This window comes from Curtobacterium sp. MCLR17_042 (genome assembly GCF_003234695.1).
Classification (GTDB): Bacteria; Actinomycetota; Actinomycetes; order Actinomycetales; family Microbacteriaceae; genus Curtobacterium; species Curtobacterium flaccumfaciens.
On the sequence record NZ_QKTD01000019.1, the window covers coordinates 1 to 25487 of the forward strand.

The following is a 25487-nucleotide window of genomic DNA, read 5'->3' on the forward strand; positions in this document are numbered from 1 at the left end:
CGAGGTTCGTCAGCCGGAGCGGGGTTGGTGGCCCCGTGCGGCACCACAACCCCGCACCGAGCCTCCGACGACGCACCCGCCAGCGAAAACCGCACCGTGCGACCCCGGCTCCGCGAATCTCGCACGGTGCGAGGTTCGTCAGCCGGAGCGGGGTTGGTGGCCCCGTGCGGCACCACAACCCCGCACCGAGCCTCCGACGACGCACCCGCCAGCGAAAACCGCACCGTGCGACCCCGGCTCGACAGCACGACAAGCCCGCACGGTGCGAGCCGAGCGCGTCAGCGCCGCGCAGGCCGCGCGGGCGGGGGCGGCGGGACGCGCTTCGCGGCGACGACGTCGGCGAGCCGGACCTCGACCGGGCCGCGGCGGGTGGTGATCGTCACGGCGTCCGGCGTCCGGGCGACCAGGTCACCGAGGGCGTCCTGCGCGCCGTCACCGTGGTGCGCCCGGACCACCAGGCGGTCCCCGATCGCGGCGTCGTGCAGCACCCCGAGGGCACGGGCCCGGGCGATCGCCGCCTGTTCGTCCGCATGCACCGCCCCAGGGTACGGGCCGCCTAGAGTGTCGGCATGGAGAAGGCCCGGGTCGACAGCTGGATCTGGGCCGTCCGGATCACCAAGACCCGGTCGGCCGCGACTGCCGCGTGCAAGGCCGGTCACGTCCGGGTGAACGGCGAGCGCGCGAAGCCGGCCCAGCCGATCGGGCCCGGCGACGAGGTGCGGGTGCGGCAGAACGGCTTCGACCGGATCGTCATGGTCACCGGCATCATCCTGAAGCGGACGAGCGCCCCCGAGGCGGCGAAGCACTTCGAGGACAAGACCCCGCCGCGGCTGTCGAAGGAAGAGGCCGGCTTCGTCCCGATGCGTGATCGCGGCGCCGGACGGCCGAGCAAGCGGGAGCGCCGCGACCTCGAGAAGCTCCGCGGCTACTGACGCTTCGCGGGCCCGGACCCGGGCACGTGGACATCGACCACGATCTCGAACGTGTCGGACTCGACCTCGATCCGTTCCCCGGTCCACGGCGCCTCCAAGTGCCCGTCGTCGTCCGGATCGGATCCGCCCAGCGCGCGACCGGACGGGATGCGGTGGACGGGGGTGCGGGTGCCGTCCTCCGCGACGACGAACAGGTCGGCCACCCGACCACGGAACGCCGTGATGCCGAACGGGTCGTCGTGGTGCCGGGACTCGGCGAACCGCGGCGTCCTCCCGTAGGCGGTGAACGCCGCCGTGGTCTGCCGTTCGTAGGCGGGCCCGCAGCAGTCGTGCTCCCACCCGCCGACCACGACGACGACCTCTTCGCGCATGCCGTGATCGTACGACGCGTCGGACGGTGCCGGTCGGAGCCCGGGTCGAGGGTCAGGCGTCAGGCGTCAGGCCGCAGGCCGCAGGCGTCAGGGTCAGACGAAGCGGACGGTCTGCTGCAGGCGGTCGCGGATCTCGAACACGTCGACGGAACCGGCCGGCGACCAGACGCCGTTCAGCACCTGGGCGAGCGCACTCCGGCGGACGACGAGCGCGGTGGGCTTCTTCGGGGAGCCGACGAGCTGCACGTCCTCGGTGACGGCAGCGTCCGGCACGACGAGCAGCCGCCCGGAGAACCGAACCCGGGTCTGCTTCTGCACGGCACGGGCGGCGCGGACGAGTTCCTTGACGGGTCGCTCCCCCGGCGCGAGCGTCTCGCCGACGATCTCGCCGTGCTCGACGCGGACCGGAGCGCCCCAGTCGATGGACTCGACGGCCCAGAGCCCGCTCGGGGTCAGGACGGCGTGGTCGAGCTTGCCCTCGGCTCCGGCGTCGAGGTCGTGCCACACCGTGACGCCGATCCCCATGTCGGAGACGATCAGGGCGGTCGCTTCTTCGGCCAGGGCCTCGGCGAGCAGGCGCCGGATGTGTCGGGGCGCGGAGCGGATGAGCGTGGGGTCGTAGGGGTCCTCGATGGGGTCGCCGAGCCCGACCCACTCGCGTTCGGCCTGCAGGAAGACCTCGCGCGACCGACCGCCGGGGTGTCCGTGGGACCGAGCACGGGGGCGGGTGTCGCGACGCGCTGCCGGGGGTGCGTAGGCGTCGCGACCGGTGTCACCCCTGCCGGCGGTCGCCCCGGACGCGCCGTACGCGCCGGACCCGATGTCGTACGCGCGCCGGGCCGCCGGCGTGCCGATGCGCTCCCATGCGAGCTGGACCTGGCGGAAACGCTGGGCGTCGCCGCCGAGGTCGGGGTGCGTCTCGCGGGCGGCCCGCCGGTAGGCACGGCGGAGCGCTTCGTCGTCAGCCGTCGCGGGGACGCCGAGGACTTCGTAGGGGGTGGCGTCGGCCGGGCTGTCCGTCATGGCCCTGCGACATTACCGGAGGCAGTGTCGGAGTCCGCCGCATGGTTGCTGGGTGCGGTCTGGGCCCACGCCGCCGGTTCCGTACCGACGCGCCAGCGGCGGGGCGGCCGTGCCGGTGGGGAGAGGGGAGGCGCGGCCGGGCAGCCTCGGCACACGGTCCGCATGTGGTCGCGTCAGACCACCGTGGTCGCGACGGGCGCACCGAGGAACGCCGCGTACCGCGCGGCCGCTGCCTCGAGTGCGCGGACGGACGACGCGTCGAGGGCACCGAAGGGTGTGACGGTGACGAGGTGCCCGGCCCGGCGCTCGGTGCACTTCCAGGTGCCGACGACGCGACCGCGGACGACGGCCATCGGCAGGAACATGCCGTTGGCCCCGGGGACGACCCGGTCGGCGTGGGCGGGATCGAGCTGCGCGGACCGGTCGGCGTACCCGAGCAGGTACTCGTCGAAGCCGGGGAGCAGATGCCCCGTGGGGACGCGCGCGGCTGCCTGCCGGTCGGCGAGGGCGAGGAGCCCGTCGCCGAGGTCCTCGACCGCGTCCCCCGCCGCGGCCCGCGCTCGGCGGAGGTCACCGAGCGGCAGCTTCGTCCAGCTCGCGGCGTCGGCCTCGGTCGCGGGGCCACGGCCGCGCAGGTACCCGAGCAGGACCCGGCGGAGGGCTTCGTCGCGGTCCGGCGGGTCAGCGGTGGCGGGTGCCCACTCGTCGAGCAGCACGAGCCCCTGCCCGACGCGGGCGGTGGGGCCCCAGGCGACGAGGCCCTCCTGCGCGAGCTGCAGGACCAGGTGGTAGCCGCGGCCTCCGGCCGGGTCGATGCCGGCAGCGCGGTACGCCGCGAACAGGTCGTCCCGGACCAGCGCACGACCACCGACCAGGGCCGCGATCGTCGCGTCCCTGGCCCGGCCGAGCAGGGCGTCGTCGATGCCGAGCTCGGCGGCGCGCCGGGCGATCGTGCGGAGCGTCCGCTCGGCGGTGAGCGAGAGCAGCAGTCGCAGGTCGTCGGGACGCAGGGCGTGCAGGGTGCCGCGCATCGGCCATGAGCGGACGAGTTCCCCGCGGTCGAAGGCCTCGCGGACGTCGTCCCGCGACGATCCGGGAGCGCGGACCCCGATGGTCCAGAGCACCTGGCCGAGGTCCTGCCCCTGCACCGCCAGCATCCGCTCGACGACCTCGGTGGGGCGCAGCCCGGGCACCGCGATGCCCTGCGCCGCGAACCGCGCCGTGCGGAGCCGCGCGGCGCTGGTGGTCACGCGACGGCGGCGGTGACGGCGTCGGCGTGCTGCTCCAGGTAGGCGACGTCGGCGCGGTACAGGTCGGCGTGGCCGTGCTGCAGGTCGCTGACGAACTTCGGGTTGCCGGCGGCGGCCTCGTGCTCGATCGTCGTGACCAGGGCGACGAGGGACGCGATCATCGTCTCGGCCAGGACGCCCCGGGAGCGGTCGTCGAGGGCGTAGGCGCGGCAGAACTCGGCGGCCCGTGCGAGCCGCTCGTCGAGGTCGGGGGCGGTCGATCCCTCGACAGCGCCGGTGGTGAACGGTGCGAACCGGTAGACGGCACTCGCGACGTCCCAGACGCGGGGCCCGGGGTGGGCGGTGTCGAAGTCGATCAGGCCGACGGCGGCGATGCCGTCGTAGACGCAGTTGTACGGGGCGAAGTCGCCGTGCACGATCGTCTCGACGGGGGCACGGTCGGCCTGGGACCAGAGGTCGTCGGTGGCGCTGCGCGGGAAGCTCGCGGCGGCGTCGTGGAACTGGCGGAGCAGTCGGGCGCTGGTGACGAGGGCGGCCTCACTGGCGATGTCCTCGGTCCAGGGGTACTCGCCCGCGACACCGGGGACGAACGAGACCGTCTCGAGGGTGTCACCGAGGGCGATCGGTTCGGGGGCTGCGACGAACCCCTGCTCGTGCAGGTGGGCGAGCAGCCGGTGCACCGTGGGGGTCCACGGCCCGGCGGGGCGGTGGACTCGGTCGTCGGCCCTGGTGATGCGCTCCAAGGGGAACCTCCTGCGTGTTGCGTCTCCGTTGACGGAGGGCCAGCGTACCGGCAGCGACCGACGGCCGCTCGGACACCATCCGGAACGCGGCGGTCCAGGCGGCTACAGCTGATCGCGCAACCAGGACGGCCCGTGGACGATCGCGCCGAGGGCCTCGACGCGGTCGCGGAGCTCGCGGTCGGCCGTCACGACGACGACCGGCCCGTCTCCGGCCTGCACCGCGGCCCGCGCGGACTCGACGATGGCGTCGTCGCCGGAGGCCGGAGCACGGACGACGTCGACGGCGCCGGTGGCGGCGCCGCGGTCTGCGCCCGCACCGCCCACGTCCGCAGCGGCCCGGGCCTCCCCCTCGAGCACCACGGTCCACCGCGGCCACCACCGTGCGAACGGCAGGTCGAGCAACGATGCGGAGACCCCGCCCGCGGCGAGCGCCGACACCTGTTCCAACAGGCGCGATGCGGCGCCGGCTCGGTCCTTCCACCAGCCGTCGGGCACGCTGCCGACGACGTTCGCTGCGTCGACGACGACGTGCGGTGTGGTCGCGATCGTGGCGCGGAGTGCCGGCCACGACCTGCCGAACCCGGGGTGCAGGGGCAGCTCGTCGACCTGGTCGATCGGGATCCACGACAGCGCGAGGCTCTCGCGGTCGGCGATGACGGGTTCGAAGGGTCGGGAGGCGCGCCCCACGACGGTCGTGTAGGTCCAGAAGCCCAGGTCGAGCAGCGCCGTGTGGCGCAGGGCGATCGCGTCGTCGGGCACGCCGGCTTCCTCGGCGGATTCGCGGAGGGCGGCGGTCACGGCTGCTTCGCCCTGGTGCCGTGCGCCACCGGGGATGCCCCAGGTGCCGCCGTGGTGGCTCCACTCGACGCGGTGCTGCAGGAGCACGCGGCCGGCGCCGTCGTCGACGAGCAGGCCGGCGGCGCCGAAGCGTCCCCACGCCTTGGTGCCGTCGGGGCCGACCGCCCAGGCGTCACCGGGGTCGCGGGGGCCGGGTGGGGGCCCGGGGGGCGTTGCGTCTGGCACGGTCCAACCCTGGCACACGGTGCCCGGAGCGGGCCTCGAAGTGGTCACCGGGCGTCGTGTACGGTGTCGCTCGAGACACGGGGTGCCGCATCCAGCGGCTGAGATCACACCCGTCGAACCTGCTCGAGCTCGTACTCGCGAAGGGATCGTCCATGGAAACCGCTGCGCCCTCCCCTGCCTGGGCCCACCGAACCGCCGAACTGCTCGAGGCCGTGCGTGCCCGGGCCCCGCTGGTGCAGTGCATCACGAACACGGTCGTGCAGAACGTCACGGCGAACGTGCTGCTCGCACTCGGGGCCTCGCCCGCGATGGTCGACGTGGCGACCGAGGCGGGGCCGTTCGCCCGCGTCGCGGACGCCCTGCTGGTGAACACCGGTACCCCGCACGCCGAACCGCGGGTCGCCGCACTCGAGGCCGTGCACGCCGCCCGTGACGCGGGGACCCCGTGGGTCCTCGACCCGGTGGCGGTCGGCTCGCTGCCGGTGCGCACCGCTCTGGCGCGCGATCTGCTCGCGCTGCACCCGACGGTGCTGCGGGGCAACGCCTCCGAGGTGCTCGCCCTGCTCGGCGACTCGGCCGGTGGCCGCGGGGTCGACAGCACGGTGGGCACGGAGGACGCCCGGGTCGCGTCCGTCGCTGCTTCGGACGGGAGGCTCGTGGCCGCGGTGGCCGTGTCGGGTGCGGTCGACCTGTTGGTCGCGCCGGGCATCGGTGTGGTCCGGGTGGCGAACGGCACCGACCTGCTGACGCGGATCACCGGTGGTGGGTGTGCGCTCGGCGCGGTCGTCGCCGCGTTCACGTCGGTCGCGCCGGAGGACGCGGGTGCCGCTGCCGTCGCCGCCACCGCCGTGCACACGATCGCCGCGGAGCTCGCGGCGCGGGATGCCGGTGGGCCGGGGACGTTCCAGCCGCTGTTCCTCGACCGGTTGGCGTCGCTGACCTCGGAGGACGTCGTCCGCGAGGCCCGGATCACGGTCGAGACGGCTCCTGCGGTCGATGCCCCGGCGGTGTCGGCATGAGCGGGCTGCAGTCTGCGGGGTTCGGCGTCTACCTGGTGACCGACGGCGCCCTGGCCGACCGGCACGGCATCGGGGTGCTCGGGGTCGTCCGTGCCGCCGTGCACGCCGGGGTCCGGATCGTGCAGGTACGGGACAAGGACGCCTCGGCGCGTGACCTGCTGGCACTCACCGCGGCCGTCGCCGACGCCGTCGGGGACCGTGCGACGGTGGTGGTCGACGACCGGCTCGACGTCGCCCTCGCCGCACGGCACGCCGGACACCGGGTGGCGGGCGTGCACCTCGGCCAGTCCGACGTCCCCGTCACCGCCGCCCGCGCCCTGCTCGGAGCGGACGCCCACGTGGGCCTCACCACGAACACGCTCGCGCACCTTGCTGCCGTCGAACGGCTCCCCCGCAGCACCGTGGACCTGCTCGGCGTCGGGGTCGTGCACCCCACGACGACGAAGGCGGACCACCCGCCGGCGCTGGGCCACGACGGGTTTGCCCGGCTGGCCGCCGCGACCGACGTGCCGTGCGTGGCGATCGGCGGGGTGACCCTCGACGACGTCGCGCCGCTCCGGGCTGCCGGTGCCGCGGGGGTCGCGATCGTGTCGGGCATCTGTGCCGCGGCCGACCCCGGATCCGCGGCGGCGGCGTACGTGGCCGCGTGGGGCCCTGGACCCGATCACGGGACGGAGGCGGGGCCGTCAGGTGCTGGCGATCCGTCCCTCCAGGCCGACGCCACGCACCACGGGGCGGACGCATGAGCGTCCCACGGGTGCTGACCATCGCCGGGACCGACCCGACGGGCGGGGCCGGGATGCAGGCGGACCTCAAGGCGATCGCCGCGCACGACGGGTACGGGATGGGGGTCGTGACAGCGCTCGTCGCGCAGAACACGCACGGGGTGCGATCGGTGCACGTGCCGGACGTCGGGTTCCTGCGGGAGCAGCTCGACGCGGTGTCGGACGACGTCGTGGTCGACGCGGTGAAGATCGGGATGCTCGGCACCGCCGACGTCGTGCGGGTCGTGACGGACTGGCTCCGGGAGCACCGGCCGCCGGTGGTCGTCGTCGATCCGGTGATGGTGGCGACGAGCGGGGACCGGTTGCTCGACGAGGACGCGGCCGCGGCCATGGGGGCGCTGTTCGCGCTCGCCGACCTGGTGACGCCGAACCGGGCCGAGCTCGTGGTGCTGGCGGAGCTGGCCGGGGTGTCGACGTCGGCGTCGTCGCTGGATGCCGCGCGTGCCGTGGCGGCGCGCTGGGACGTCCTGGTGCTGGCGAAGGGTGGGCACGACGAGGGGCCGACCTCGGACGACGTGCTCGTGGCACCGGACGGCACCGTGCGGGTGTTCACCGGCCCCCGGGTCGCGACGACGAACACGCACGGCACCGGATGCTCGCTCTCCAGTGCGATCGCGACGGTCGCCGCGCGGCACGGCGACTGGGAGCTCGCGGTCGGGGTGGCGAAGGAGTGGCTGACGGCAGCGCTGCGCGGGGCCGACGCGCTGTCGGTCGGGAGCGGCAACGGCCCGGTCGACCACGGGGCGCAGGCGCGGGCAGCCCTGCCGGCGCTGTCGTACACGGACGTGTGGTGGGCGGATGCGGCGTCGGTGCTGCAGGAGACGATCGACTGCGCGTTCCTGGTGGGGCTCCGGGACGGGACGCTCGAGCCGGAGGTGTTCGCGGGCTACCTGGCGCAGGACGTCCACTACCTGCGGGCGTACGAGCGGCACCTGGCGGCGCTCGGGGTCGGTGCTGGTGCTGGTGCTGGCGGTGCTGCTGCGTTCTGGGCGGCGGCTGCGCAGGGGTGTGCCGACGAGGCGCGCGACCTGCACCACCGTCGTCTGGCCGGTTCGCACGCCGACGACCCCGTGCACCCCACGTGCGCCGGGTACCTCGCGCACCTGCAGGAGGCCGCCGACTCCGGCTCCCGTGCGGTGCTCGCCGCCGCGGTGCTGCCGTGCTTCCGGGTCTACGCCTGGGTCGGGTCGCAGCTCGGGGTCGCTCCGGACGGGCACGCCTTCGCGGACTGGATCACGGCGTACGGGGACCCGGGGTTCGCGGCGTCGAGCGCCGAGGCGACCCGGCTCGTCGAGGAGGCAGCCCGTGCGGCGACGCCCGACGAGCGGGGGCGGATGGCGCGGGCGTTCCGGCGTTCGGCGGAGTGGGAGCTCGCGTTCTTCCGGATGCCGCTGGCAGGGGCTGCTGGTGCCGGGGCCACCGCGGCTGCGGGCGACGCGGTCACGGCTGGCGGTGCGGTCGGTGCCGCCGAAGTGACACTGCTGCGCTGACGGCCGTCGAACACCCCGCGAAAGCGACAGATGTCCGGAGAAGTTCCGCAGGGATCTGTCGCTTTCGGGAACGGGGCGCGCCGGCACAGGCGGGCGACCCGGGCTAGCGGGCGACCGGCGGCAGCCGCACCAGTTCGACGGACAGCTCGGCGCCGCTGACCGTGCCGCGCATCCACGTGTGGTCCGGCTGGCGACGGCGGTCGGTCGGCGAACCGGGGTTCAGCAGGCGCATCCCCGACGGCGCCACGGTGTCCCACGGGATGTGCGAGTGGCCGAAGACGAGCACGTCGGTGTCCGGGTACTCGGCGTCCATCCGGCGCTCCCGACCGGTCGATGCCCCGGTCTCGTGCACCAGGGCGAAGCGCAGGTCCTCGACACCGAACCGGGCGACGAGCGGCAGCCGGTCGTCGAACTCCGGACCGTCGTTGTTGCCCCGCACGCCCTCGAACCGGCTGGACCGCGCCTGCACGGCGTCGAGGGTGGCCAGGTCGACCCAGTCCCCCGCGTGCACCACGAGGTCGGCCGCGTCGACGTCGTGCCACAGTCCGGGCGGCAGGTCCTTCGCGCGCTTCGGCAGGTGTGTGTCGGACAGCAGGACGAACGACGTCGTCACGACTCGGTGGGTGCCGGCATCGGGAGCCCGGCCTCGTCCGAGGCACCGAGGCGCTCCAGCAGCCCGGCGAGCAGCGCGATGTCGTCGTCCGACCAGTCGGCGAGCCGTTCGTCGAGCGCGTCGCGGTGCAGCTGCACCGACCGCTCGAGCGCTGCGCGGCCGGCGTCGGTCGCCTCGAGCGGCTTCGCGTTGCCGCTGCCACCGTCGGTCGTCCGTACCAGCCCGGTCGCGAGGAGCCCGGACAGCTGCCGCGAGATCGTCGACCGGTTCAGCCGCAGGTAGCGGGCGATGTCGATGGCCATGCAGCCCGGGTGCTGGACGACGAAGTCGACGAGGGACTGGTCGACGACGCTCAACACCTGGTCGGAGCCGCGGGCACGGATGCTCGCCCGACGGGTGATGCGGGCGAGCTCGGTGTACGCCCGGCTGATGTCGCTGTTGCGGACCCTCGAACTCGGGTGGTCCATGGTGGCTCCAGCCTGTCTGTGCCGGCGCCGGCCGGCGGTCTTCTCGTCCGGTCACACTACCGGCGGGTCCGCGTGGAGTGGGGTCAGTGACCGGAGGCCGCGGCCTGCAGCGCGGGGATGTCGAGCTTGACCATCTGCATCATGGCCTCGAACACGCGGGCGTTGGCCTCCGGATCACCCGATCCGCTCATCAGCTCCCCCAGCATCGACGGGGTCACCTGCCACGCCAGACCCCAGCGGTCGGTCAACCACCCGCACGCCATCGGGCTCCCGCCGTCGGCGAGCAGTGCGTCCCACAGCCGGTCGAGCTCGTCCTGCGTGTCCACGTCGATCTGGAACGAGACCGCGTCGGTGTGCGGGTGCCCGGGGCCGCCGTTCATCGCGCGGTACGGGGCGCCGAGCAACGTGAACTCCACGACCAGGGCACGGCCGTCGGGCATCCGGCTGACGCTGTCGACGCGACTGTCGGGGAACAGTCCGACGTAGTACTCGGCCGCTTGCTCGGCCTGGTCGTCGTACCAGAGGAACGGGGTGATGGTGGGCACGGGAGCCCCTTCGTTCGGTGCTCAGTCCGCGGCGCTGCGGCTGAGCAGGTCGGCTTTCTCGGGGTGTTCGTCGAACCACTTGCCGACGAACCAGCACATCGGGACGATGCGCTTCGGGGTCGACGACTCGACGTCGGCGACGGCGTACTCGACGAGTTGCGCCGCGTAGCCGTGGCCGCGGTGCTTCGGGACCGTGTACGTGTGCGGGAACGCCACCGCGTCACCGTTCACCCGGTAATCGAGCACGCTCACGAGCTCGGCGCCGACGTACATCGCGTAGCGGTCCTGATCGGTCTCGTCGCGGAACTCGGGGTCCATGCCGCCATCATGCTCCCGGCGGGGCGATCGCGCCCCCGGGGAATGCACGACGGCGGGCAGCGTTGCAGGGACACCATGACAACCATCGGAATCATCGGCGCCGGCAACATCGGATCCCAGCTCGCTCGACTCGCGGTACGGAACGGCCACCAGGTCGTCATCGCGAACTCCCGCGGCCCGGAGACCCTGACCGACCTGGTCACGGAACTCGGCGACGACGCACGCGCAGCGACCCGCGACGAGGCAGCCGCAGCGGGCGAGATCGTCATCGTGACGGTGCCGCTCGCCGCGATCGAGACGATCCCCGTCGAGCCCCTCGTCGGCAAGGTCGTCATCGACACGAACAACTACTACTGGGAGCGCGACGGCCACATCGCCGCCCTCGACGACCAGTCCACGACCACCGCCGAGATGCTGCAGGACCACCTGCCCGGCGCCCGTGTCGTGAAGGCGTTCAACCACATCGGCGCCGACGACCTCACCGGCCACGCGACGCCCGCCGACACCCCGGACCGTCGTGCCCTCGTCATCGCCGGCGACGACGACTCCGCCAAGCAGACCGTCACCGAGCTCATCGACGCGTTCGGCTTCGACGTCGTCGACGCCGGGCCGCTCGCCGAGGGCTGGCGCATCCAGCGGGACACCCCCGGCTACGGCCCGCGGATGACCGCCGCCGAGCTGCGCGACGCCCTGGCCGCCGCGACGCGCTAGTCCGCAGCACCGCGCGGCACTGCCGCTGGCGACGTTTCGCGCTGAGCGACACCCCACGGGCTCCGCAGCCCGTGACCTGTCGCTCAGCGCGAAACGACCGGGCGCGAAGCAGCGCGAAACGCCCGCTCAGGCCCGGTCGAAGATCGTCGTCATGTCGGCGATGTCGTCCTCGGTCGGCGCCCAGGTGGTGCCGGCCTCGACGTTCTGCGTGATCTGCTCCGGCTTCGTCGCCCCCGCGATGACGCTCGACAGCCCCGGCTGCGCCAGGAGCCACGCGAACGTCGCCTGCAGCATCGTCACGCCCCGGTCGTCGCAGAACCGCTGGTAGTCGTCGAGCACGTCCCACGGGGCGTCCTCGAGCACCTGCGGCTTCGAGGTCGTCAGCCGCCCGTCGGCCGGGCCGCCCGCCTTCGTGTACTTGCCGGTGAGCAGCCCGTTGTCCAGCGGGAAGAACGGCAGGAACCCGAGCGCGTACGCCCGCACGGCCGGCAGGACCTCGGCCTCGGCGTGCCGGGCGAGCGGGCTGTACTCGTTCTGCGCGGACACGAACGCGGTGGTGCCGGCGATCGATGCGGTGAGCTCGGCCTCGGCGATCTGCCACCCCGCGAAGTTCGAGTGCCCGACGTACCGGATCTTGCCCTCGCGGACCAGGTCGTCGAGGACCGACAGGGTCTCCTCGATCGGGGTCACCTCGTCGGGCCGGTGCATCTGGTACAGGTCGATCCAGTCCGTGCCGAGACGGCGGAGCGACGACTCGACCGCGAGCCGCACGTACCGGCGGGACCCGCGGACGCCCCAGTCCGGGCCGTTCGCGCCCTGCATGTCCATGCCGAACTTCGTGGCGAGGACGATCTCGTCGCGGCGGCCGCGGATCGAGCGTCCGAGCATCTCCTCGGACATGCCCGGCACGCCGCCGTAGATGTCCGCGGTGTCGAAGAGCGTCACCCCGGCGTCCAGGGCCGCGGCGACGACGGCGTCGGTGCCCTCCTGCGACTCGGACGCGGTTCCCCGCCGCCCGAAGTTGTTGCAGCCGAGGCCGACGGTGGAGACGACGAGCCCCGAGGGGCCCAGGGGACGGTGTTCGATTCCGGTCATCACCCGAACGTACCGGCGACCCCGAACTGGGGCTGCGATCCGCACAGCGGTTGCCGCTACAACTGAGCATGGATCAGTCGACGGAAGGAGCGCCGCAGTGGCAGCGCATCGCATGCCCGAATCGGACCGGCCCCGTCGGCCCGTCCCGGCCTGGGTGACCGCGCCGCCCGTCGACGAGGTCGCGCCCGAGCGGGTCGCCGCCGCCGGTCACGTGAACGCCTCCGGCCGGGAGGCCCGCCCCACCCCCGCCTCGTCACGCGCCGCCCACGCGGCGCCGGTCCCACCGACCACGGTCGCCCCGGCAGGGAACGCCGCGGCTGAGCGGTCACCCGCAGCGCATGCGCCGGCCGCGCACGCACCGACGTCCGAACCCGCGTCGATCGCCGCCCTGGTCGAGGCCGACGGCCCGGTGCCCGACTTCCCGCCGCAGCAGGAACTGCTGCCCCCGGCCCCGATGTCGCCGAACGTGCACACCGTGCCGTTCGAGACCCCCGCGGTGCCGCCGTCGTCGGTCGTCCCCGCCTCCGGGCTCGTCGTGCCGGTCTCCCCGGTCGCCGCCGCACCCGCCTCGGCGGACGCCGCACCACTCGTCGCACCGCTCACCACCCCGTCGCCGGAAGCCGCCCCGGCACCGCCGACCGCCACCCCCGCGGTGCCCGTCCCCGGCCAGCCCCGGTTCTCGGTGCCCGGCCTCGAGCACGTGGTCGTCGAGGGCACCGAACCCGAGCCCGTCGGCCCGATCGGCTACCGGACGCCCCGACGCTTCGCCCACCAACAGGCCGCCGCACGGTCGGCCGCAACCGCTCCCGCAGTCGCACGGTCGTTCGACGCCGTGCTGCACGCGGCGCCGACGACCGCCGCTCCCGGCGGCCCCGCCGTCGCGACCCGGAACACCGCCGCGACCACGGCCCTGGTCGCACCCGCCCCGGTGCCGCAGGGTACTGACGGGGGCGAGGCGGGCCTCCCGACCGAACTGCTCGACCAGCCCGCGGCCGCAGCCGCCCTGCCGGAGCCACGCCGTGCGCTCGGCGCGACCGCCGGCGCGGTGCTCGGTGCCGTCGCCGGGATCGCGACGATCGGTCTGGCGGCCTGGTGGTTCACCGCTCCGGCGACCGTGCACGGCGTCGGCGTGGTGCTCGGACTGCTCGCGCTGGTCCTCTCGATCGTGACGCTTCGCGACCGCACGGCCACGTGGCAGCGGCCGGTCGCGCTGCTCGGCGCCGTGCTCGGTGGCGTCGGCACGGTCGTGCTGCTGTGGGCGGTCGCTGCAGCGCTGCTGCCGCTCGTGGGCGTGACGCTGCCGGACGTCACCGGCACCGGCACGACCCCGACGCTCGCCCCGTAGCGCCGCACGCGCTCAGACGGCGCGGACGACCCCACGGGACAGGATCGCGTTCGTCAGCGCGTCGATCGGCTCTCGCTGCACCGTCGGGTTCGCGATGAGGACGTAGTCCACCGCCGGCAGGTCCGGCAGCCCGAGCCGCTGCGACACCTTCACCAGGTCGGCCGGGATCAGCGAGTGCGGGAACACCGCGACGCCGATGCCCGCGCGCACCGCGGCGAGCACCCCGTTGACGTCGCGGGTGTTGCACGTGATCCGCCAGGTGCGGCCGGCTGCCTCGAGGGCGTCGATCGCCATCTGCCGGCTGATGCTCGGCGCCTGGTACGCGATGAGCGGGACGGGTTCGCCGGGTTCCAGGGCGATGCCGTCCTGCGCCATCCACACCATCTGGTCGGTGGCGACCCGGGTGCCCTCGGCGGACTCCCCCGCCGTCTGCTTGATGAACACCAGGTCGAGCTGGCCGGCGTGCACCCGGCGGAGCAGCGGTGACGACTGGTTCACCGTGAGCTCGAGGTTCACCTGCGGGTGCAGCCGTCGGAAGTCCCGCAGGATCCGCGGCAGCTGGGTGATGGCGAGGTCGTCCGCCGCCCCGAACCGCAGGCGTCCGCGGGTGGCCGCCCCGGAGAAGTAGGCGTCGGCGGTGGCGTGCGCGGCGAGGATCGTCCGTGCGAACCCGGCCATCGCGTCCCCGTTGTCGGTCAGGGCGACGCCGCGGGTGTCCCGGGCGACCAGGGTGCGCGCCACCGCGGTCTCCAGGCGCCGGACGTGCTGCGACACCGTCGGCTGGCTGATGCCGAGCCGGGTGCCGGCCTGCGTGAAGCTGCCGGTCTCCGCCACGGCCAGGAACGTCTGCAACAGGACCGGATCGAGCACGTCGCGCCTTCCGTCGGTGCGACCTCATTCGACATCGCAATGGAGTGATAGCCACCATAGGGGTATCGAATGGCCCGGCGCCACGTAGTTTCGTTGGGGTACCAGATCCACACCGACGTCCGGAGAACCCCGCACCGTGAGCGCGTCACCGACGACCCTCCCCCCGCCCACCGAACCGCTCCCGATCCAGGCCACGCGACCGCCGTGGCGCCACACGCTCATCGCCCTGTCCGTGCCGAACTTCCGGCTGTTCACGGCGACCAACCTGGTGGCGATGACCGCCGGCTGGATGCAGCGCATCGCCCAGGACTGGCTCGTGCTGCAGCTGACCGGGTCGGTCGCGCAGGTCGGCATCACGGTCGCCTGCCAGTTCGCGCCGATGCTGCTGTTCGGGCTGCTCGGCGGCGTCCTGGTCGACCGGTTCTCGAAGCGCGCGCTCATGATGATCACCCAGGGAGCCTTCGCGGTGCTGTCCGCGCTGCTCGCCGTCCTGACGCTCGCCGGCGTCGTCGAGGCGTGGCACATCTGGGTGATCGCCTTCCTGGTCGGCATGGTCACCGTCATCGACAACCCGGCACGGCAGGTGTTCGTCACCGAGATCGTCGGGCACAAGCACCTGCGGAACGCCATCAGCGTGAACTCGTCGGTGTTCCAGCTCGGCGGCATGATCGGCCCGGCGCTGTCCGGGGCACTGCTCGTCGCGGTCGGCGCGGGGTGGTCGTTCGGTGTGAACGCGATCGCCTGCGTCGCCGTCGTCGTAACGCTCGGGTTCCTGAAGGTCTCCGAACTGCACCGCACACCACCGGCACCCCGCGGCAAGGGGCAGCTCGTGGAGGGCCTCCGCTACGCCGTGCACAAGCCGACGATCATCGTGCCGGTGATCCTCGTCGCGTTCTTCTCGGTGTTCGCGCTGACGATGCCCGTGCTGCTGTCCGCCTTCGCGTCACAGGTGTACGACGTCGGCGCCGGCGGCTACGGGGTGTTCAACTCCGCCGTGGCGATCGGCGCCCTGGTCGGTGCGCTGCTCTCCACCCGCAGGGCCGTCGTCCGGCTCCGCACCATCGTCGGCGGGGTGTTCTGGACGGGCGTGCTGCTCGTCGTCTCGGGGTCGATCCCGGCGATCGCACCGTTCACCGTCGCGCTGGTTGCTGTCGGGATGTCGCAGCTGCTGTTCCAGACCGCGTCGAACTCGCTCGTGCAGCTGTCGTCGAACGTGGCGATCCGCGGCCGGGTGATGTCGCTCTACGTCCTCGTGCTGCTCGGTGGGCAGGCGATCGGCGGGCCCCTGATGGGGCAGATCGTCGACCACTTCGGTGCGCACGTGGGGATGATGGTCGCCGGTGGCGTGCCGGCTGCGGCCGCCGCCGTGATCGCGCTCGTGCTCGCCCGCCGGGGCGGCCTGCACCTGGCGGTGCGGATGCGCCACCACCTGCCGGTGCCGGCGATCGTCGCGCACTGACGCGGGCCCTGGCGGTGACCACCCGCCGGCCTGGAGGCCCGTGGCGGCCCCGCCCCGTGCCTCCCGTCCGCCCGTTGGTCGCGCCCGGCGGTACGCAAGACACCGGTGTCCACGCTCGACGCCGCAGGATCCCGCGGTGTGTTGCGTGAACACCGGTGTCTTGCGAGGGGCAGTGCCTCAGTAGGCGACGCCGAAACGCGTCTGGTGGTGCGCCGGGGTGACGATCTCGTCGACGAACGCGATCGCGTAGTCGGCGCCGGAGATGTCCGAGTTGCCCTCGGCGTCGGCGAGCAGGACCTCGTCCGAGGCGCGGTAGGTGCCGCGACGCTCGCCCGGGTTGTAGCTGCCGAAGGCCGCGGCGGGGCTCACGTAGAACCAGTCGACCTCGGTGTCCGACGCACGGAGGGCGTCGAGGATCTGCGCGTGGCTCTTCGCCTCACCCTTGAAGGCGTCCGGGAAGCCGTCGGTGTCGAAGAGTCGGGGGCCGTCCTCGGACACGCGCATCGAGCCGGCACCGCCGACGATGCCGAGCCGCGCACCGGCTGCAGCGGCGGCGTCGACGAAGTGCTGGAACTTGTCCTTCAGCTCGCTGCCGTCGGCCTGCACGGCGTGGAGCGAGACGATGACGACGTCGGCACCCTTGGTGACCTCGGACACGAAGTCGGCGTCGAACGCGTCACCCTGCGCCAGGGTGAGACCCTCGGCCGGCTCGAGCTTGCTCGTGTCGCGGGCCACCGCGGTGACGGCGATGCCGCGGGAGAGTGCCTCGTGGGTGATGGCGGAGCCGGCGTAGCCGGTGCCTCCGAAGACGACGATGTTGGTCATGGTGTTCCCTTCGTGGACGTGCTGGGCGTCAGCGACGTTGACAGTCACCGTACAAGAGTTACTCTCTTTGAGTAAGTAGGCACCTGGCGGTGCGTTGCGGAGGAGACCATGTCAGCACTCGAGTACAGCCCCTACGCGGCGGACTGCCCCAGCCGGCAGCTGCTCGACCGCATCGGCGACCGGTGGAGCGTGCTGACGATCGGCGCCCTCGCCGACGGTCCCGCACGGTACTCGGCCGTGGCGGCCCGGGTGCAGGGGGTCTCCCAGAAGATGCTCACCCAGACACTGCGGGCCCTCGAGCGCGACGGCATGGTGACGCGGACGGTGTTCCCCGAGATCCCGCCGCACGTGGAGTACGAACTGACCGAGCTCGGGCGGTCGTTGCGCACGGTGCTCGTCCCGCTGGAGGACTGGGCCACCTCGCACATGCCCGACGTCGCCGAGGCGCGCGAGGGGTACGACGCGCGCTGAGCACCCCGCACTCGGAATCCCCGACGGCGACGAGTGGTTGCCTGGGGACATGCGATCGATCGTCTACACGAAGCCCGGTGCCAGCAGCGTCCTCGAACTCGTCGAGCGGGAGATCCCGGAGCCCGGAGCCGGCGAGGTCCGCGTCCGCGTCGTCGTCTCCGGCGTCAACCCGACCGACTGGAAGGCCCGTGCCGGCGGCACGTACGGCGACGGACTGCCCTTCCCCGAGATCACGCCGAACCAGGACGGCGCCGGTGTCGTCGACGCCGTCGGCCCCGGAGTCGACGGGCTGGCCGTCGGCGACCGCGTCTGGCTGTTCATGGCGGCGGCGTCACGGCCGACCGGCACGGCACAGGAGTACACGGTCGTGCCCGAGTCGCGCGTGGTCCCGCTGCCCGACGGTGTCTCGTTCGACGTCGGCGCCTCGCTCGGCGTCCCCGCGATGACGGCGCACCGCGCCCTCACCACCCACGAGGACGGCCCCGCACGTCTAGGCCCCGGATCCCTCGACGGCTTCACCGTGCTCGTCGCCGGCGGCGCCGGTGCCGTGGGGCACGCCGCGATCCAGCTCGCCCGCTGGGCCGGAGCGACCGTCATCACGACGATCAGCTCGGACGCGAAGGCAGCCCTCGCCACGGCGGCCGGCGCCCACCACGTCGTGAACTACCGCGAGGAGGACGCCGCCGAGCGCATCCGGTCGATCGCACCCGACGGTGTCGACATCGTCGTCGAGGTGTCGATCCCGCAGAACGCCGCGCTGGTCGCCGACGTGCTGGCGAACCACGGTGTCGTGTCGATCTACGCGAACAACGGCGGCGACGAGGCGAGCCTGCCGATCCGCCCGAACATGAGCGTGAACGCCCGCTACCAGTTCCTGCTGCTCTACACGATCGGCGACGAGGCGCTGTCCGCGGCGGCCGAGGACGTCACCGAGGCGCTGCACGACGGTGTGCTGCCGGTCGGCGAGGACGCCGGGCTTCCGCTCACCCGCTTCGCGCTCGAGCAGACCGCCCAGGCGCACGACGCGGTCGAGCAGGACACGGTCGGCAAGGTGCTCATCGACGTGACCGAGGCGCCGTAGCTGCGACACCAGTTCCGGCTCCGGCTCGGGCTCAGCAGACGACGAACGGCTCCCACGCATGCGTGGGAGCCGTTCGTCGTGGACGATGCGGGAGGGGTCAGCGACCCAGACGCGCGGCGATGGCTGCGGTGACCCGGAGCCGGGCTGCAACGCGCTCGCGTTCGATGTTGGCGGCGATGACGTCGAGGTCTTCGTAGTCGGCGTCGGTGGTGGTGTCGTTCCAGTTCGGCGAGGAGATCCGGGCACGCCCGAACGACGGCGGAGCAGGGTTCACGGTCGTCATGGGGGCATCGTACGTCGAGCGTCCGACAGAGCGTGTGAGCATCACGGGCCTTTCCTTGGATTGCGGTCGCGCTCGGGGAACGAGTAGGTCAACGAGAACGCGACGGCCATGAACGACGCCATCATCGCGATGTTCTTGGCGTCGAGTTCGGTGAAGGCGTCGGGGACCGGGGAGTCGACGGTGAGCATGCCGAACGAGTACTGGTCGGACCGGATCACCACCGAGACGTACGAGGTGTACCGCGGCTCGAAGCCCGGCAGGTCCTGGTCGACGTCCACGTCGGCCGAGCGGTCACCGACGATCCGGGGTGATCCCCCGACCAGCACCCACTCGAGGTTGCGGTCGCCGTAGGGCGTGCCCGCTCGGAAGACCCCGGCGGTGTCGCCGGCGCCACCGTGACCGATCGGCTCGAGCGCCCGCAGATCGGTGGACAGCTGGTACACGTTGGCGCGGACGTCGGGCACCTTCGGCAGCAGGTAGAACGCCAGGGCCACGGCGACGCGGTCGGCGACGACCGAGAGCTCGCCGTGGCGCTCGGACCGGGGCAGCTCGGTGAACCGGACGAGCCGGGTGGCGATCTGGCCGAACGCGTACCGGACCGCCGTCGACTGCTCGAGCTCCGCCGCGGTGGCGTTGTCCTCGGCCACCGACCGGGCGGCGTCGCTGCGCCGGGTCCGGACCACCTGCACGGTCACGGCGCCGACGAGCACGACGAGCCCGAACGCGACGAGCGACAGCCGGACCGCCGGCGTGACGAACAGGTTCGGCAGCTGGAACGCCGCGGTGGGCGCAGCAGCCACCACGATCGGCCACACGACCGTGCCGACCCGTCCTGAACGCTGGTTCCCCATGACCACGACGCTAGGTCACGCCACCGACGCGGACGGAGTTGTCCACAGGCGGGTTCTCCACAGGATCCATCGGCCTCCACCGGCCCGTCGCACGCAGCTGGTAAGCAGGACTCATGACCGACGTCAGCACGCCCGTTCCCGGATCCAGAGCCCTCGTCCTCGGTGGCGGAGGTGTCGCCGGCATCGCGTGGGAAGTCGGTGTCCTCGTCGCCCTGCAGGAAGCCGGCGTCGACCTCGACGCGGCCGACCTCGTCGTCGGCACCAGCGCCGGCAGCGTCGTCGGCGCGTTCGTCCGGAACGGGGCCGTCCAGCAGGCCTACGACCAGCAGCACACCCCGGCGCCGACCACCTACCAAGAGCCGGCCCCCATCGACGTCGAGGCCGTGCAGCAGCACATCGGCGCAGCACTGCAGGGTGCGACCGGCGAGCAGGACGCCCGGGCTCGACTCGGTCAGGCCGCCCAGCAGGTCGTCGGTGGTCAGAGCGACGACGAGCGCACGGCGACCTTCGGCGAGACGCTCCCGTCCACCGAGTGGCCGGAGAAGCCGCTCGCCGTCACCGCGGTCGACGCCACCGACGGCACCTTCCGCCTGCTGACGGCGGCCGACGGCGTGCCGCTCCCCCGTGCGGTCGCCGCGAGCTGCTCGGTGCCCTTCGTCTGGACCCCTGTCACCATCGACGGCCGCCCGTACGTCGACGGTGGCGTCCGCTCGGGCACCAACGCCGACGCCGCCGCCGGGTACGAGCGGGTGCTCGTCATCGCCTGCGGCCCCGAGGGCCCGTCCCCGTGCGGGCCGTGGCTCGACGTCGCCGTCGAGGCCCTGCGCGCCGGTGGTTCGTCGGTCGAGGTCGTCGTGGCGGACAGTGCCTCCCAGCAGGCCTTCGGCACGAACTCGCTCTCGCTCGCCACCCAGGCACCGTCAGCCGAGGCCGGCCACGCCCAGGGCACCGCGGTCGCCGAGCAGGTCGCCGCCTTCTGGGCCGAGGACCTGGCGAGCGTGCACGCATGAGCACCCCGTTCTCCGACGTCGACCAGTACGTCGCGCTCCCCCGTGTCGACGGCATCGACATCAGCGCCGACGGCACCCGCGTCGCCCTGACGGTCAGTGCCCTCGACCCCGACGGCACCGGGTACCGCCGGTCGATCTGGCAGGTACCAGCAGCCCCGGCGGAGGACACGGACGACGCCGGCACACCCGCCGCACGCCCGGTCCGCCTCACGCGCTCCGCCAAGGGCGAGGGCGGCATCGCCTTCACCCGCACCGGCGACCTGCTCTTCGTCTCCGCCCGGCCCGACGCCGACGCCACCGACCTCGAGACAGCCCAGCTCTGGGTGCTGCCCGCGACCGGTGGCGAGGCCCGTCCGCTCACCCGCCTGGCCGGCGGCGTCGGTGGGGTCCTGGCCACCGCGGCCTCGTCGGACGTCGTGGCGCTGACCGCCGACCTGCTGCCGGGGGCCGGCTCCGACCCCGCGACCGTGCTCGAGGCCGACGCGGAGCTCCGGAAGAGCCGGAAGGACAAGCAGGTCCGCGCGATCCTGCACGAGACCTACCCGGTCCGGTACTGGGACCACGACCTCGGGCCGGCCCAGACGCACGTGCTGACGCTCGACACGGCCGACAGCGACAGCGACACCGGCAGCGACGCCGTCGGCGCCAGCGCCGAGCCCGTCCAGCCCGTCGACCGCACACCGGCCCCCGGACGCTCGCTCGACCACGTCGACGGGGCGCTCACGCCCGACGGTTCGGTCCTGCTGGCCTCCGTGGGCGTCCGGGAGGCCCGTGGAGACCGCTCGACGCTCGTCACCATCGACCTGTCCAGCGGCCACCGCACGGTGCTGTTCGACGACGTCGACGTCGACCACGAGATGCCGGCGCTCAGCCACGACGGCCGGACGATCGCCTGGGTCCGCACCGTCCGCTCCACCCCGGCCGGCGCGAACCAGCAGGAGGTCTGGGTCGCCGGCATCGACGGCTCCGACGCCCGCCGCGTCGCGACCGGCTGGGACCGCTGGCCGAGCGAGCTCGTGTTCGAACACGGCGACCGCGCGCTCCTGGCGGTCGCCGACCAGGACGGCCGCGCGCCGGTCTTCCGCATCCCCCTCGACGGCGGAGCCGTCGAGCAGCTGACGCACGACGACTGGGCGTACTCGAGCCTGCGCGTGGCGGCGGCGACGGGCGTGGTCGTGGCGCTCCGGGCCTCCTGGGCGGCCCCGCTGCACCCGGTGCGGATCGCGGCGGACGGCACGGTGACCCCGTTGGCGACTCCGGCGCCCCTGCCGGACGTGCCCGCCCACCTGGAAGAGGTCGAGACGACCGCAGCCGACGGCGCCCGCGTGCGCGGCTGGCTCGTCGTGCCCGACGGTGAGGGGCCGCACCCGCTCGTCCTGTGGATCCACGGCGGACCGCTCAACTCGTGGAACCAGTGGTCCTGGCGCTGGAACCCGATGCTGCTCGCAGCCCGGGGCTACGCCGTGCTCCTGCCGGACCCCGCGCTGTCCACCGGTTACGGACTCGACTTCGTGAACCGCGGCTGGAACGCCTGGGGGCAGGCGCCGTACACCGATCTGATGGCAATCACCGACGTGGTCGAGGCGCGGGCGGACATCGACGCGACCCGCACCGCCGCGATGGGTGGGTCGTTCGGCGGGTACATGGCGAACTGGGTCGCCGGGCACACCGACCGGTTCCGCGCGATCGTCACCCACGCGAGCCTGTGGGCGCTCGACCAGTTCAACGGCACGACGGACTCGTCGCAGTACTGGTCGTCGATCTTCGACGCCGACGGGATCGCGGCGAACGACCCGCACCGGTTCGTGGGTGACATCACGTCACCGATGCTCGTCATCCACGGCGACAAGGACTACCGGGTGCCGATCGGCGAGGGGCTGCGGCTCTGGTCCGAGCTCGCGGAGCACCACGCGGCACCGGACGGCTCGATGCCGCACCGGTTCCTGTACTTCCCGGACGAGAACCACTGGGTGCTCGCTCCGCAGCACGCGGTGGTCTGGTACGAGACGGTGTTCGCGTTCCTCGGGCAGCACGTGCTCGACCAGGAGTGGGAGCGGCCGGCGCTGCTCGGGTAGCGCGGCGGGCCGGGCTGGCCGCTAGACGAACGCGGCCTGCCCGGTGATCGCCCGTCCGACGATCAGGGTGTTGACCTCGCGCGTGCCCTCGTACGAGTAGATCGCCTCGGCGTCGGCGAAGAACCGGGCCACGCCCTTGTCGAGCACGATGCCGTTGCCGCCCTGCACCTCGCGGCACCAGGCGACGGTCTCCCGCATCTTCGCGGTGGCGAACGCCTTCGCCATCGCCGAGTGCTCGTCGCCGCCGACCCCGGCGTCCTGCATGGCCGAGGCCTGCGTGCACAGTGCGATCGAGGCCGTGATGTTCGACAGCGACTTGACGAGCAGGTCCTGCACGAGCTGGTGCGCAGCGATCGGCTTGCCGAACTGGATCCGCTCACGGGCGTAGGCCAGCGCGGCCTCGTACGCCCCGACCGCGATGCCGACGGCCTGCCAGGCGACCTCGGTGCGGGTCAGTCGGAGCACCTCGGCGGTCGAGCGGAACGACGTGGCGTTCTGCAGCCGACGCGACTCGGGCACCCGGACGTCCTGCATGACGATGTCGGCGTTCTGCACCCCGCGCAGGGCGATCTTGTCCTCGATCTTGGTCGCGGTGAAGCCCGCGGTGTCGGTGGTGACGAGGAACCCCTTGACCTGACCGTCGGCGACGTCCTTCGCCCAGATCACGACGACGTCGGCGAAGGTGGCGTTGCCGATCCAGCGCTTCTCGCCGTCGAGCACCCACTCGTCGCCCTCGCGCCGGGCGGTGGTGCGCAGGCCCTTCGCGGAGTCGCTGCCGGAGTACGGCTCGGTGAGCCCGAACGCCCCGACGATCTCACCCGCGGCCATCCGCGGGAGCCACTCGCGCTGCTGTTCGTCGCTGCCGGCGACCGCGATCGAGTTCATCGCCAGGCCGGACTGCACGCCGATGAAGGTGGCGACGCTCGCGTCCACGCGTCCGAGTTCGAGGGCCGCCCAGCCGCGGTACACCGCCGAGTTCTCGAACTGCCGCACGAGCGGGACGCCCGGCCCGTACATGCCGAGCTCGGCGAGGGGCGCGATGACCTGCATCGGGAACTCGGCGCGCGCCCAGTACGCGTCGGCGATGGGCGCGACCTCGCGCTCGAGGTACTGCCGGAGCTGCCCGAGCGATGCGCGCTCCTGCTCGGTGAGCTGTTGCTGGAAGCCGTAGAAGTCCGATTCGAGCAGGGGCGTCGCGGGCATCGTCGTTGACATGGGAACCACGATGCATCATTCTCGAAAACGTTGCAAGAGAGGATCGCGTGTACACATCGGACTCTGCGCTGCGCGCCTTCCGGGAGGCCCGTCACACCTTCATCGCCGGCTCACGGATCGACATGGGGGCGTTGGCTGCCGCACTCGGCGTCGACCGCACGTCGCTGTTCCGGTGGGTCGGCAACCGTGACCGGTTGCTGTCCGAGATCCTGTGGTCCCTCGCAGTCCCGACCCTCGACGGAGCCACCCACGCCGCCGACGAGATCGGGGCGACCGGAGCAGCCCGGCTCGTCGTCGTGCTCGACCGGTTCACCGCCGACCTGATCGACGCCCCGTACTTCCGGGCGTTCCTGACGCGCGAACCCGCTCGGGCGATGCGTCTGCTCACCACCTCGGACAGCGACGTGCAGAGCCGGTTCGTCGCCCGGGTCACCGCACTCATCGAGCAGCAGGAGTCGTCCGGTACGTTCGATCCGGCACCGTTGTCGGCTGAGGAGCTCGCACGGCTGCTCGTCCGGATCTCCGAGTCGTTCACCTACGCCGAGTTCATCTCCGGTGAGACCCCTGATCCCGACCGGGCACGTGCGGCGTTCGAGTACGTCCTGCGGCCCGACGCGGTGCACGCCACACCCGCACCACCGATCGGAGACCGATGACCATCGACGAGTACCCGTTCCGCCGCTCGTACCCCACCAGGTGGAACGACAACGACATGTTCGGGCACGTCAACAACACGATCTACTACTCGGCGATGGACAACGCGTCGACGTACTGGTTCCGCGAGGTCGCCGGGCTCGACCCGTTCTCGTCGGAGTGGATCGCCGTGCTGGTGTCGTCGAGCTGCCGGTTCGTCGAGTCCGCCGTCTGGCCGGACGTCATCGAGGTCGGGATGCGCTCGAAGCACCTCGGCACCACGAGCCTGTCGTGGGAGTTCGGCCTGTTCCGGCAGTCCGACGGCGCCCTGCTCGCCACCGGTGAGTTCGTGCACGTCATCATCGACCGCGAGGGCGCCCGCCGACCGATCCCGCTGCCCGCCGAGCTCCGCGAGCTCGTGACCGGCTCGATGGTCGCGCAGCAGCCCGCCGTCGCTGACTGACGACCTCAGCCCTTCAGAGCAGCCAGCTCGAGGTTGATGTCGTCGGGGTCCTGCACGGACAGGATCACCATGCCGGCGTCGCCGAGGTCGGTGACCTCGCCGTGCTCGACACCCGCGGCGTCGAGTCGGGCGGCCGCCTCGTGCAGCTCGTCGACCGAACCCACGACGAAGCTCACATGGTCGAGGCCGACGCTGTCCGGATCGAACGTCTGCCCCGAGGGAGCGACCGGACGGAGTCCGAACACCTGGTCACCGAGCCGGAACACCGATCCGCCGTAGAAACGCTCGCGGTCCTCGCGGACACCCGGCTCGTCGACCTGGTCGCTGAAGTCGATCGCCGGATCCGTGCCGAGCAGCAGCTGGTAGAAGGCCTTGCTCCGGTGGATGTCGGTCACGGTGACACGGACGTGGGCCAGGGCGGTCGGGCGCGCGAACGGCTCGGTCATGGTGGAGCTCCTCAGGGGTTGCGCGCCGTGGTTGCGACGCGCACCCCAGGCAACGCTCGGTCCCTCCGAGGCGCC

The 25487-nt window shown here is 72.8% G+C and carries 30 protein-coding genes and 1 riboswitch; of the genes, 13 read left to right on the top strand and 17 right to left on the bottom strand.

The genetic code is table 11. From position 1 onward, the window contains the following. Nucleotides 1-278: 278 nt before the first annotated feature. Entirely contained in the window at nucleotides 279-536 is a 258-nt protein-coding gene (locus tag DEJ02_RS16125; protein ID WP_258378764.1) for a hypothetical protein, read from the bottom strand. A 33-nt stretch (nucleotides 537-569) separates the two neighbouring features. Between DEJ02_RS16125 and DEJ02_RS16130 the strand changes: the two genes are divergently transcribed. Further along, nucleotides 570-932 carry an RNA-binding S4 domain-containing protein gene (locus tag DEJ02_RS16130; RefSeq protein ID WP_071405402.1) on the top strand — a complete coding sequence of 121 codons (363 nt, stop codon included), beginning with the start codon at nucleotides 570-572 and terminating at the stop codon, nucleotides 930-932. Here DEJ02_RS16130 and DEJ02_RS16135 read toward each other — a convergent pair. The 5 genes from DEJ02_RS16135 to DEJ02_RS16155 form a co-directional block, all read right to left on the bottom strand. Next, entirely contained in the window at nucleotides 926-1303 is a 378-nt protein-coding gene (locus tag DEJ02_RS16135; protein ID WP_181440404.1) for a hypothetical protein, read from the bottom strand. The genes DEJ02_RS16130 and DEJ02_RS16135 overlap by 7 nt on opposite strands. Nucleotides 1304-1396: 93 nt before the next feature. Continuing rightward, entirely contained in the window at nucleotides 1397-2326 is a 930-nt protein-coding gene (locus DEJ02_RS16140; protein WP_111033781.1) for a DnaJ domain-containing protein, read from the bottom strand. 173 nt (nucleotides 2327-2499) lie between these two features. Continuing rightward, a complete protein-coding gene (locus DEJ02_RS16145) occupies nucleotides 2500-3576 on the bottom strand; it encodes a winged helix DNA-binding domain-containing protein (protein WP_111033782.1) in 1077 nt (358 codons plus the stop codon). Then, nucleotides 3573-4319 (bottom strand): phosphotransferase enzyme family protein, encoded by a 747-nt coding sequence (locus DEJ02_RS16150; RefSeq protein WP_111095034.1) that lies wholly within the window; start codon nucleotides 4317-4319, stop codon nucleotides 3573-3575. Before DEJ02_RS16150 ends, DEJ02_RS16145 begins: the two co-directional genes overlap by 4 nt. Nucleotides 4320-4421: 102 nt before the next feature. Next, nucleotides 4422-5342 (bottom strand): NUDIX domain-containing protein, encoded by a 921-nt coding sequence (locus DEJ02_RS16155; RefSeq protein WP_111033784.1) that lies wholly within the window; start codon nucleotides 5340-5342, stop codon nucleotides 4422-4424. Between the two features lie 68 nt (nucleotides 5343-5410). Continuing rightward, a riboswitch (TPP riboswitch) is annotated at nucleotides 5411-5506 on the top strand. On the opposite strand from DEJ02_RS16155, the gene thiM reads away from it, so the two are divergent. From thiM to DEJ02_RS16170, 3 genes are all read left to right on the top strand, one after another. Next, nucleotides 5495-6361, top strand: a complete 867-nt coding sequence (thiM, locus tag DEJ02_RS16160; protein ID WP_181440405.1) for a hydroxyethylthiazole kinase — start codon at nucleotides 5495-5497, stop codon at nucleotides 6359-6361. It overlaps the preceding riboswitch by 12 nt. Continuing rightward, nucleotides 6358-7107 carry a thiamine phosphate synthase gene (gene thiE, locus DEJ02_RS18715; RefSeq protein ID WP_111033785.1) on the top strand — a complete coding sequence of 250 codons (750 nt, stop codon included), beginning with the start codon at nucleotides 6358-6360 and terminating at the stop codon, nucleotides 7105-7107. The genes thiM and thiE overlap by 4 nt, the downstream gene beginning before the upstream one ends. Further along, nucleotides 7104-8636, top strand: a complete 1533-nt coding sequence (locus DEJ02_RS16170) for a bifunctional hydroxymethylpyrimidine kinase/phosphomethylpyrimidine kinase (protein ID WP_111033786.1) — start codon at nucleotides 7104-7106, stop codon at nucleotides 8634-8636. The genes thiE and DEJ02_RS16170 overlap by 4 nt, the downstream gene beginning before the upstream one ends. A 103-nt stretch (nucleotides 8637-8739) precedes the next feature. Here the strand turns inward: DEJ02_RS16170 and DEJ02_RS16175 are convergent, their stop codons facing one another. The 4 genes from DEJ02_RS16175 to DEJ02_RS16190 all read right to left on the bottom strand — a co-directional run bounded on the left by DEJ02_RS16175 (nucleotide 8740) and on the right by DEJ02_RS16190 (nucleotide 10579). Then, nucleotides 8740-9249 carry a metallophosphoesterase gene (locus tag DEJ02_RS16175; RefSeq protein WP_111033787.1) on the bottom strand — a complete coding sequence of 170 codons (510 nt, stop codon included), beginning with the start codon at nucleotides 9247-9249 and terminating at the stop codon, nucleotides 8740-8742. After that, complete coding sequence (locus tag DEJ02_RS16180) at nucleotides 9246-9716, bottom strand: MarR family winged helix-turn-helix transcriptional regulator (RefSeq protein ID WP_051596672.1); 471 nt, start codon at nucleotides 9714-9716, stop codon at nucleotides 9246-9248. The genes DEJ02_RS16175 and DEJ02_RS16180 overlap by 4 nt, the downstream gene beginning before the upstream one ends. 83 nt (nucleotides 9717-9799) lie before the next feature. Then, entirely contained in the window at nucleotides 9800-10261 is a 462-nt protein-coding gene (locus tag DEJ02_RS16185; protein ID WP_111033788.1) for a VOC family protein, read from the bottom strand. 21 nt (nucleotides 10262-10282) lie between these two features. Then, entirely contained in the window at nucleotides 10283-10579 is a 297-nt protein-coding gene (locus tag DEJ02_RS16190; protein ID WP_111033789.1) for a GNAT family N-acetyltransferase, read from the bottom strand. 75 nt (nucleotides 10580-10654) lie between these two features. On the opposite strand from DEJ02_RS16190, the gene DEJ02_RS16195 reads away from it, so the two are divergent. Beyond that, on the top strand, nucleotides 10655-11290 hold the full coding sequence (locus DEJ02_RS16195) for an NADPH-dependent F420 reductase (protein WP_111033790.1): 636 nt from the start codon (nucleotides 10655-10657) through the stop codon (nucleotides 11288-11290). Nucleotides 11291-11416: 126 nt separating this feature from the next. On the opposite strand, the gene DEJ02_RS16200 is transcribed toward DEJ02_RS16195, so the two are convergent. After that, nucleotides 11417-12385, bottom strand: coding sequence for an aldo/keto reductase (locus DEJ02_RS16200; protein ID WP_111033791.1), 969 nt, complete (start codon nucleotides 12383-12385; stop codon nucleotides 11417-11419). Nucleotides 12386-12482: 97 nt separating this feature from the next. On the opposite strand from DEJ02_RS16200, the gene DEJ02_RS16205 reads away from it, so the two are divergent. Then, nucleotides 12483-13730: a hypothetical protein gene (locus tag DEJ02_RS16205; protein ID WP_146249314.1), complete on the top strand. Its 1248-nt coding sequence runs from the start codon at nucleotides 12483-12485 to the stop codon at nucleotides 13728-13730. Between the two features lie 12 nt (nucleotides 13731-13742). Here DEJ02_RS16205 and DEJ02_RS16210 read toward each other — a convergent pair whose 3' ends face one another. Then, on the bottom strand, nucleotides 13743-14600 hold the full coding sequence (locus tag DEJ02_RS16210) for a LysR substrate-binding domain-containing protein (RefSeq protein WP_017886578.1): 858 nt from the start codon (nucleotides 14598-14600) through the stop codon (nucleotides 13743-13745). Nucleotides 14601-14736: 136 nt separating this feature from the next. On the opposite strand from DEJ02_RS16210, the gene DEJ02_RS16215 reads away from it, so the two are divergent. Further along, nucleotides 14737-16059 (top strand): MFS transporter, encoded by a 1323-nt coding sequence (locus DEJ02_RS16215; protein WP_071405388.1) that lies wholly within the window; start codon nucleotides 14737-14739, stop codon nucleotides 16057-16059. 177 nt (nucleotides 16060-16236) lie between these two features. On the opposite strand, the gene DEJ02_RS16220 is transcribed toward DEJ02_RS16215, so the two are convergent. Further along, the gene (locus DEJ02_RS16220) at nucleotides 16237-16884 is read right to left on the bottom strand and encodes an NAD(P)-dependent oxidoreductase (protein WP_111033793.1); all 648 of its coding nucleotides are present in this window, start codon (nucleotides 16882-16884) and stop codon (nucleotides 16237-16239) included. A gap of 108 nt (nucleotides 16885-16992) precedes the next feature. Between DEJ02_RS16220 and DEJ02_RS16225 the strand changes: the two genes are divergently transcribed. Beyond that, the gene (locus DEJ02_RS16225; RefSeq protein ID WP_071247254.1) at nucleotides 16993-17355 is read left to right on the top strand and encodes a helix-turn-helix domain-containing protein; all 363 of its coding nucleotides are present in this window, start codon (nucleotides 16993-16995) and stop codon (nucleotides 17353-17355) included. A 49-nt stretch (nucleotides 17356-17404) separates the two neighbouring features. Continuing rightward, nucleotides 17405-18436 (top strand): NADPH:quinone reductase, encoded by a 1032-nt coding sequence (locus tag DEJ02_RS16230; RefSeq protein WP_111033794.1) that lies wholly within the window; start codon nucleotides 17405-17407, stop codon nucleotides 18434-18436. Between the two features lie 97 nt (nucleotides 18437-18533). Here the strand turns inward: DEJ02_RS16230 and DEJ02_RS16235 are convergent, their stop codons facing one another. After that, nucleotides 18534-18719: a hypothetical protein gene (locus DEJ02_RS16235; RefSeq protein WP_027465208.1), complete on the bottom strand. Its 186-nt coding sequence runs from the start codon at nucleotides 18717-18719 to the stop codon at nucleotides 18534-18536. Between the two features lie 41 nt (nucleotides 18720-18760). Beyond that, complete coding sequence (locus tag DEJ02_RS16240) at nucleotides 18761-19570, bottom strand: GAF domain-containing protein (protein WP_110865089.1); 810 nt, start codon at nucleotides 19568-19570, stop codon at nucleotides 18761-18763. Nucleotides 19571-19683: 113 nt separating this feature from the next. Here DEJ02_RS16240 and DEJ02_RS16245 point away from each other — a divergent pair, with 113 nt between their 5' ends. Then, nucleotides 19684-20580, top strand: coding sequence for a patatin-like phospholipase family protein (locus tag DEJ02_RS16245; protein WP_111033796.1), 897 nt, complete (start codon nucleotides 19684-19686; stop codon nucleotides 20578-20580). Then, on the top strand, nucleotides 20577-22655 hold the full coding sequence (locus DEJ02_RS16250) for an alpha/beta fold hydrolase (protein ID WP_111033797.1): 2079 nt from the start codon (nucleotides 20577-20579) through the stop codon (nucleotides 22653-22655). The genes DEJ02_RS16245 and DEJ02_RS16250 overlap by 4 nt, the downstream gene beginning before the upstream one ends. Nucleotides 22656-22676: 21 nt before the next feature. On the opposite strand, the gene DEJ02_RS16255 is transcribed toward DEJ02_RS16250, so the two are convergent. Further along, nucleotides 22677-23858 carry an acyl-CoA dehydrogenase family protein gene (locus tag DEJ02_RS16255; protein WP_071405382.1) on the bottom strand — a complete coding sequence of 394 codons (1182 nt, stop codon included), beginning with the start codon at nucleotides 23856-23858 and terminating at the stop codon, nucleotides 22677-22679. 59 nt (nucleotides 23859-23917) lie between these two features. Between DEJ02_RS16255 and DEJ02_RS16260 the strand changes: the two genes are divergently transcribed. Next, a complete protein-coding gene (locus tag DEJ02_RS16260) occupies nucleotides 23918-24526 on the top strand; it encodes a QsdR family transcriptional regulator (protein ID WP_071247243.1) in 609 nt (202 codons plus the stop codon). Further along, on the top strand, nucleotides 24523-24966 hold the full coding sequence (locus tag DEJ02_RS16265; protein WP_111033798.1) for a thioesterase family protein: 444 nt from the start codon (nucleotides 24523-24525) through the stop codon (nucleotides 24964-24966). Before DEJ02_RS16260 ends, DEJ02_RS16265 begins: the two co-directional genes overlap by 4 nt. 5 nt (nucleotides 24967-24971) lie before the next feature. On the opposite strand, the gene DEJ02_RS16270 is transcribed toward DEJ02_RS16265, so the two are convergent. Further along, nucleotides 24972-25412 carry a VOC family protein gene (locus DEJ02_RS16270; protein ID WP_111033799.1) on the bottom strand — a complete coding sequence of 147 codons (441 nt, stop codon included), beginning with the start codon at nucleotides 25410-25412 and terminating at the stop codon, nucleotides 24972-24974. Nucleotides 25413-25487 lie beyond the last annotated feature (75 nt).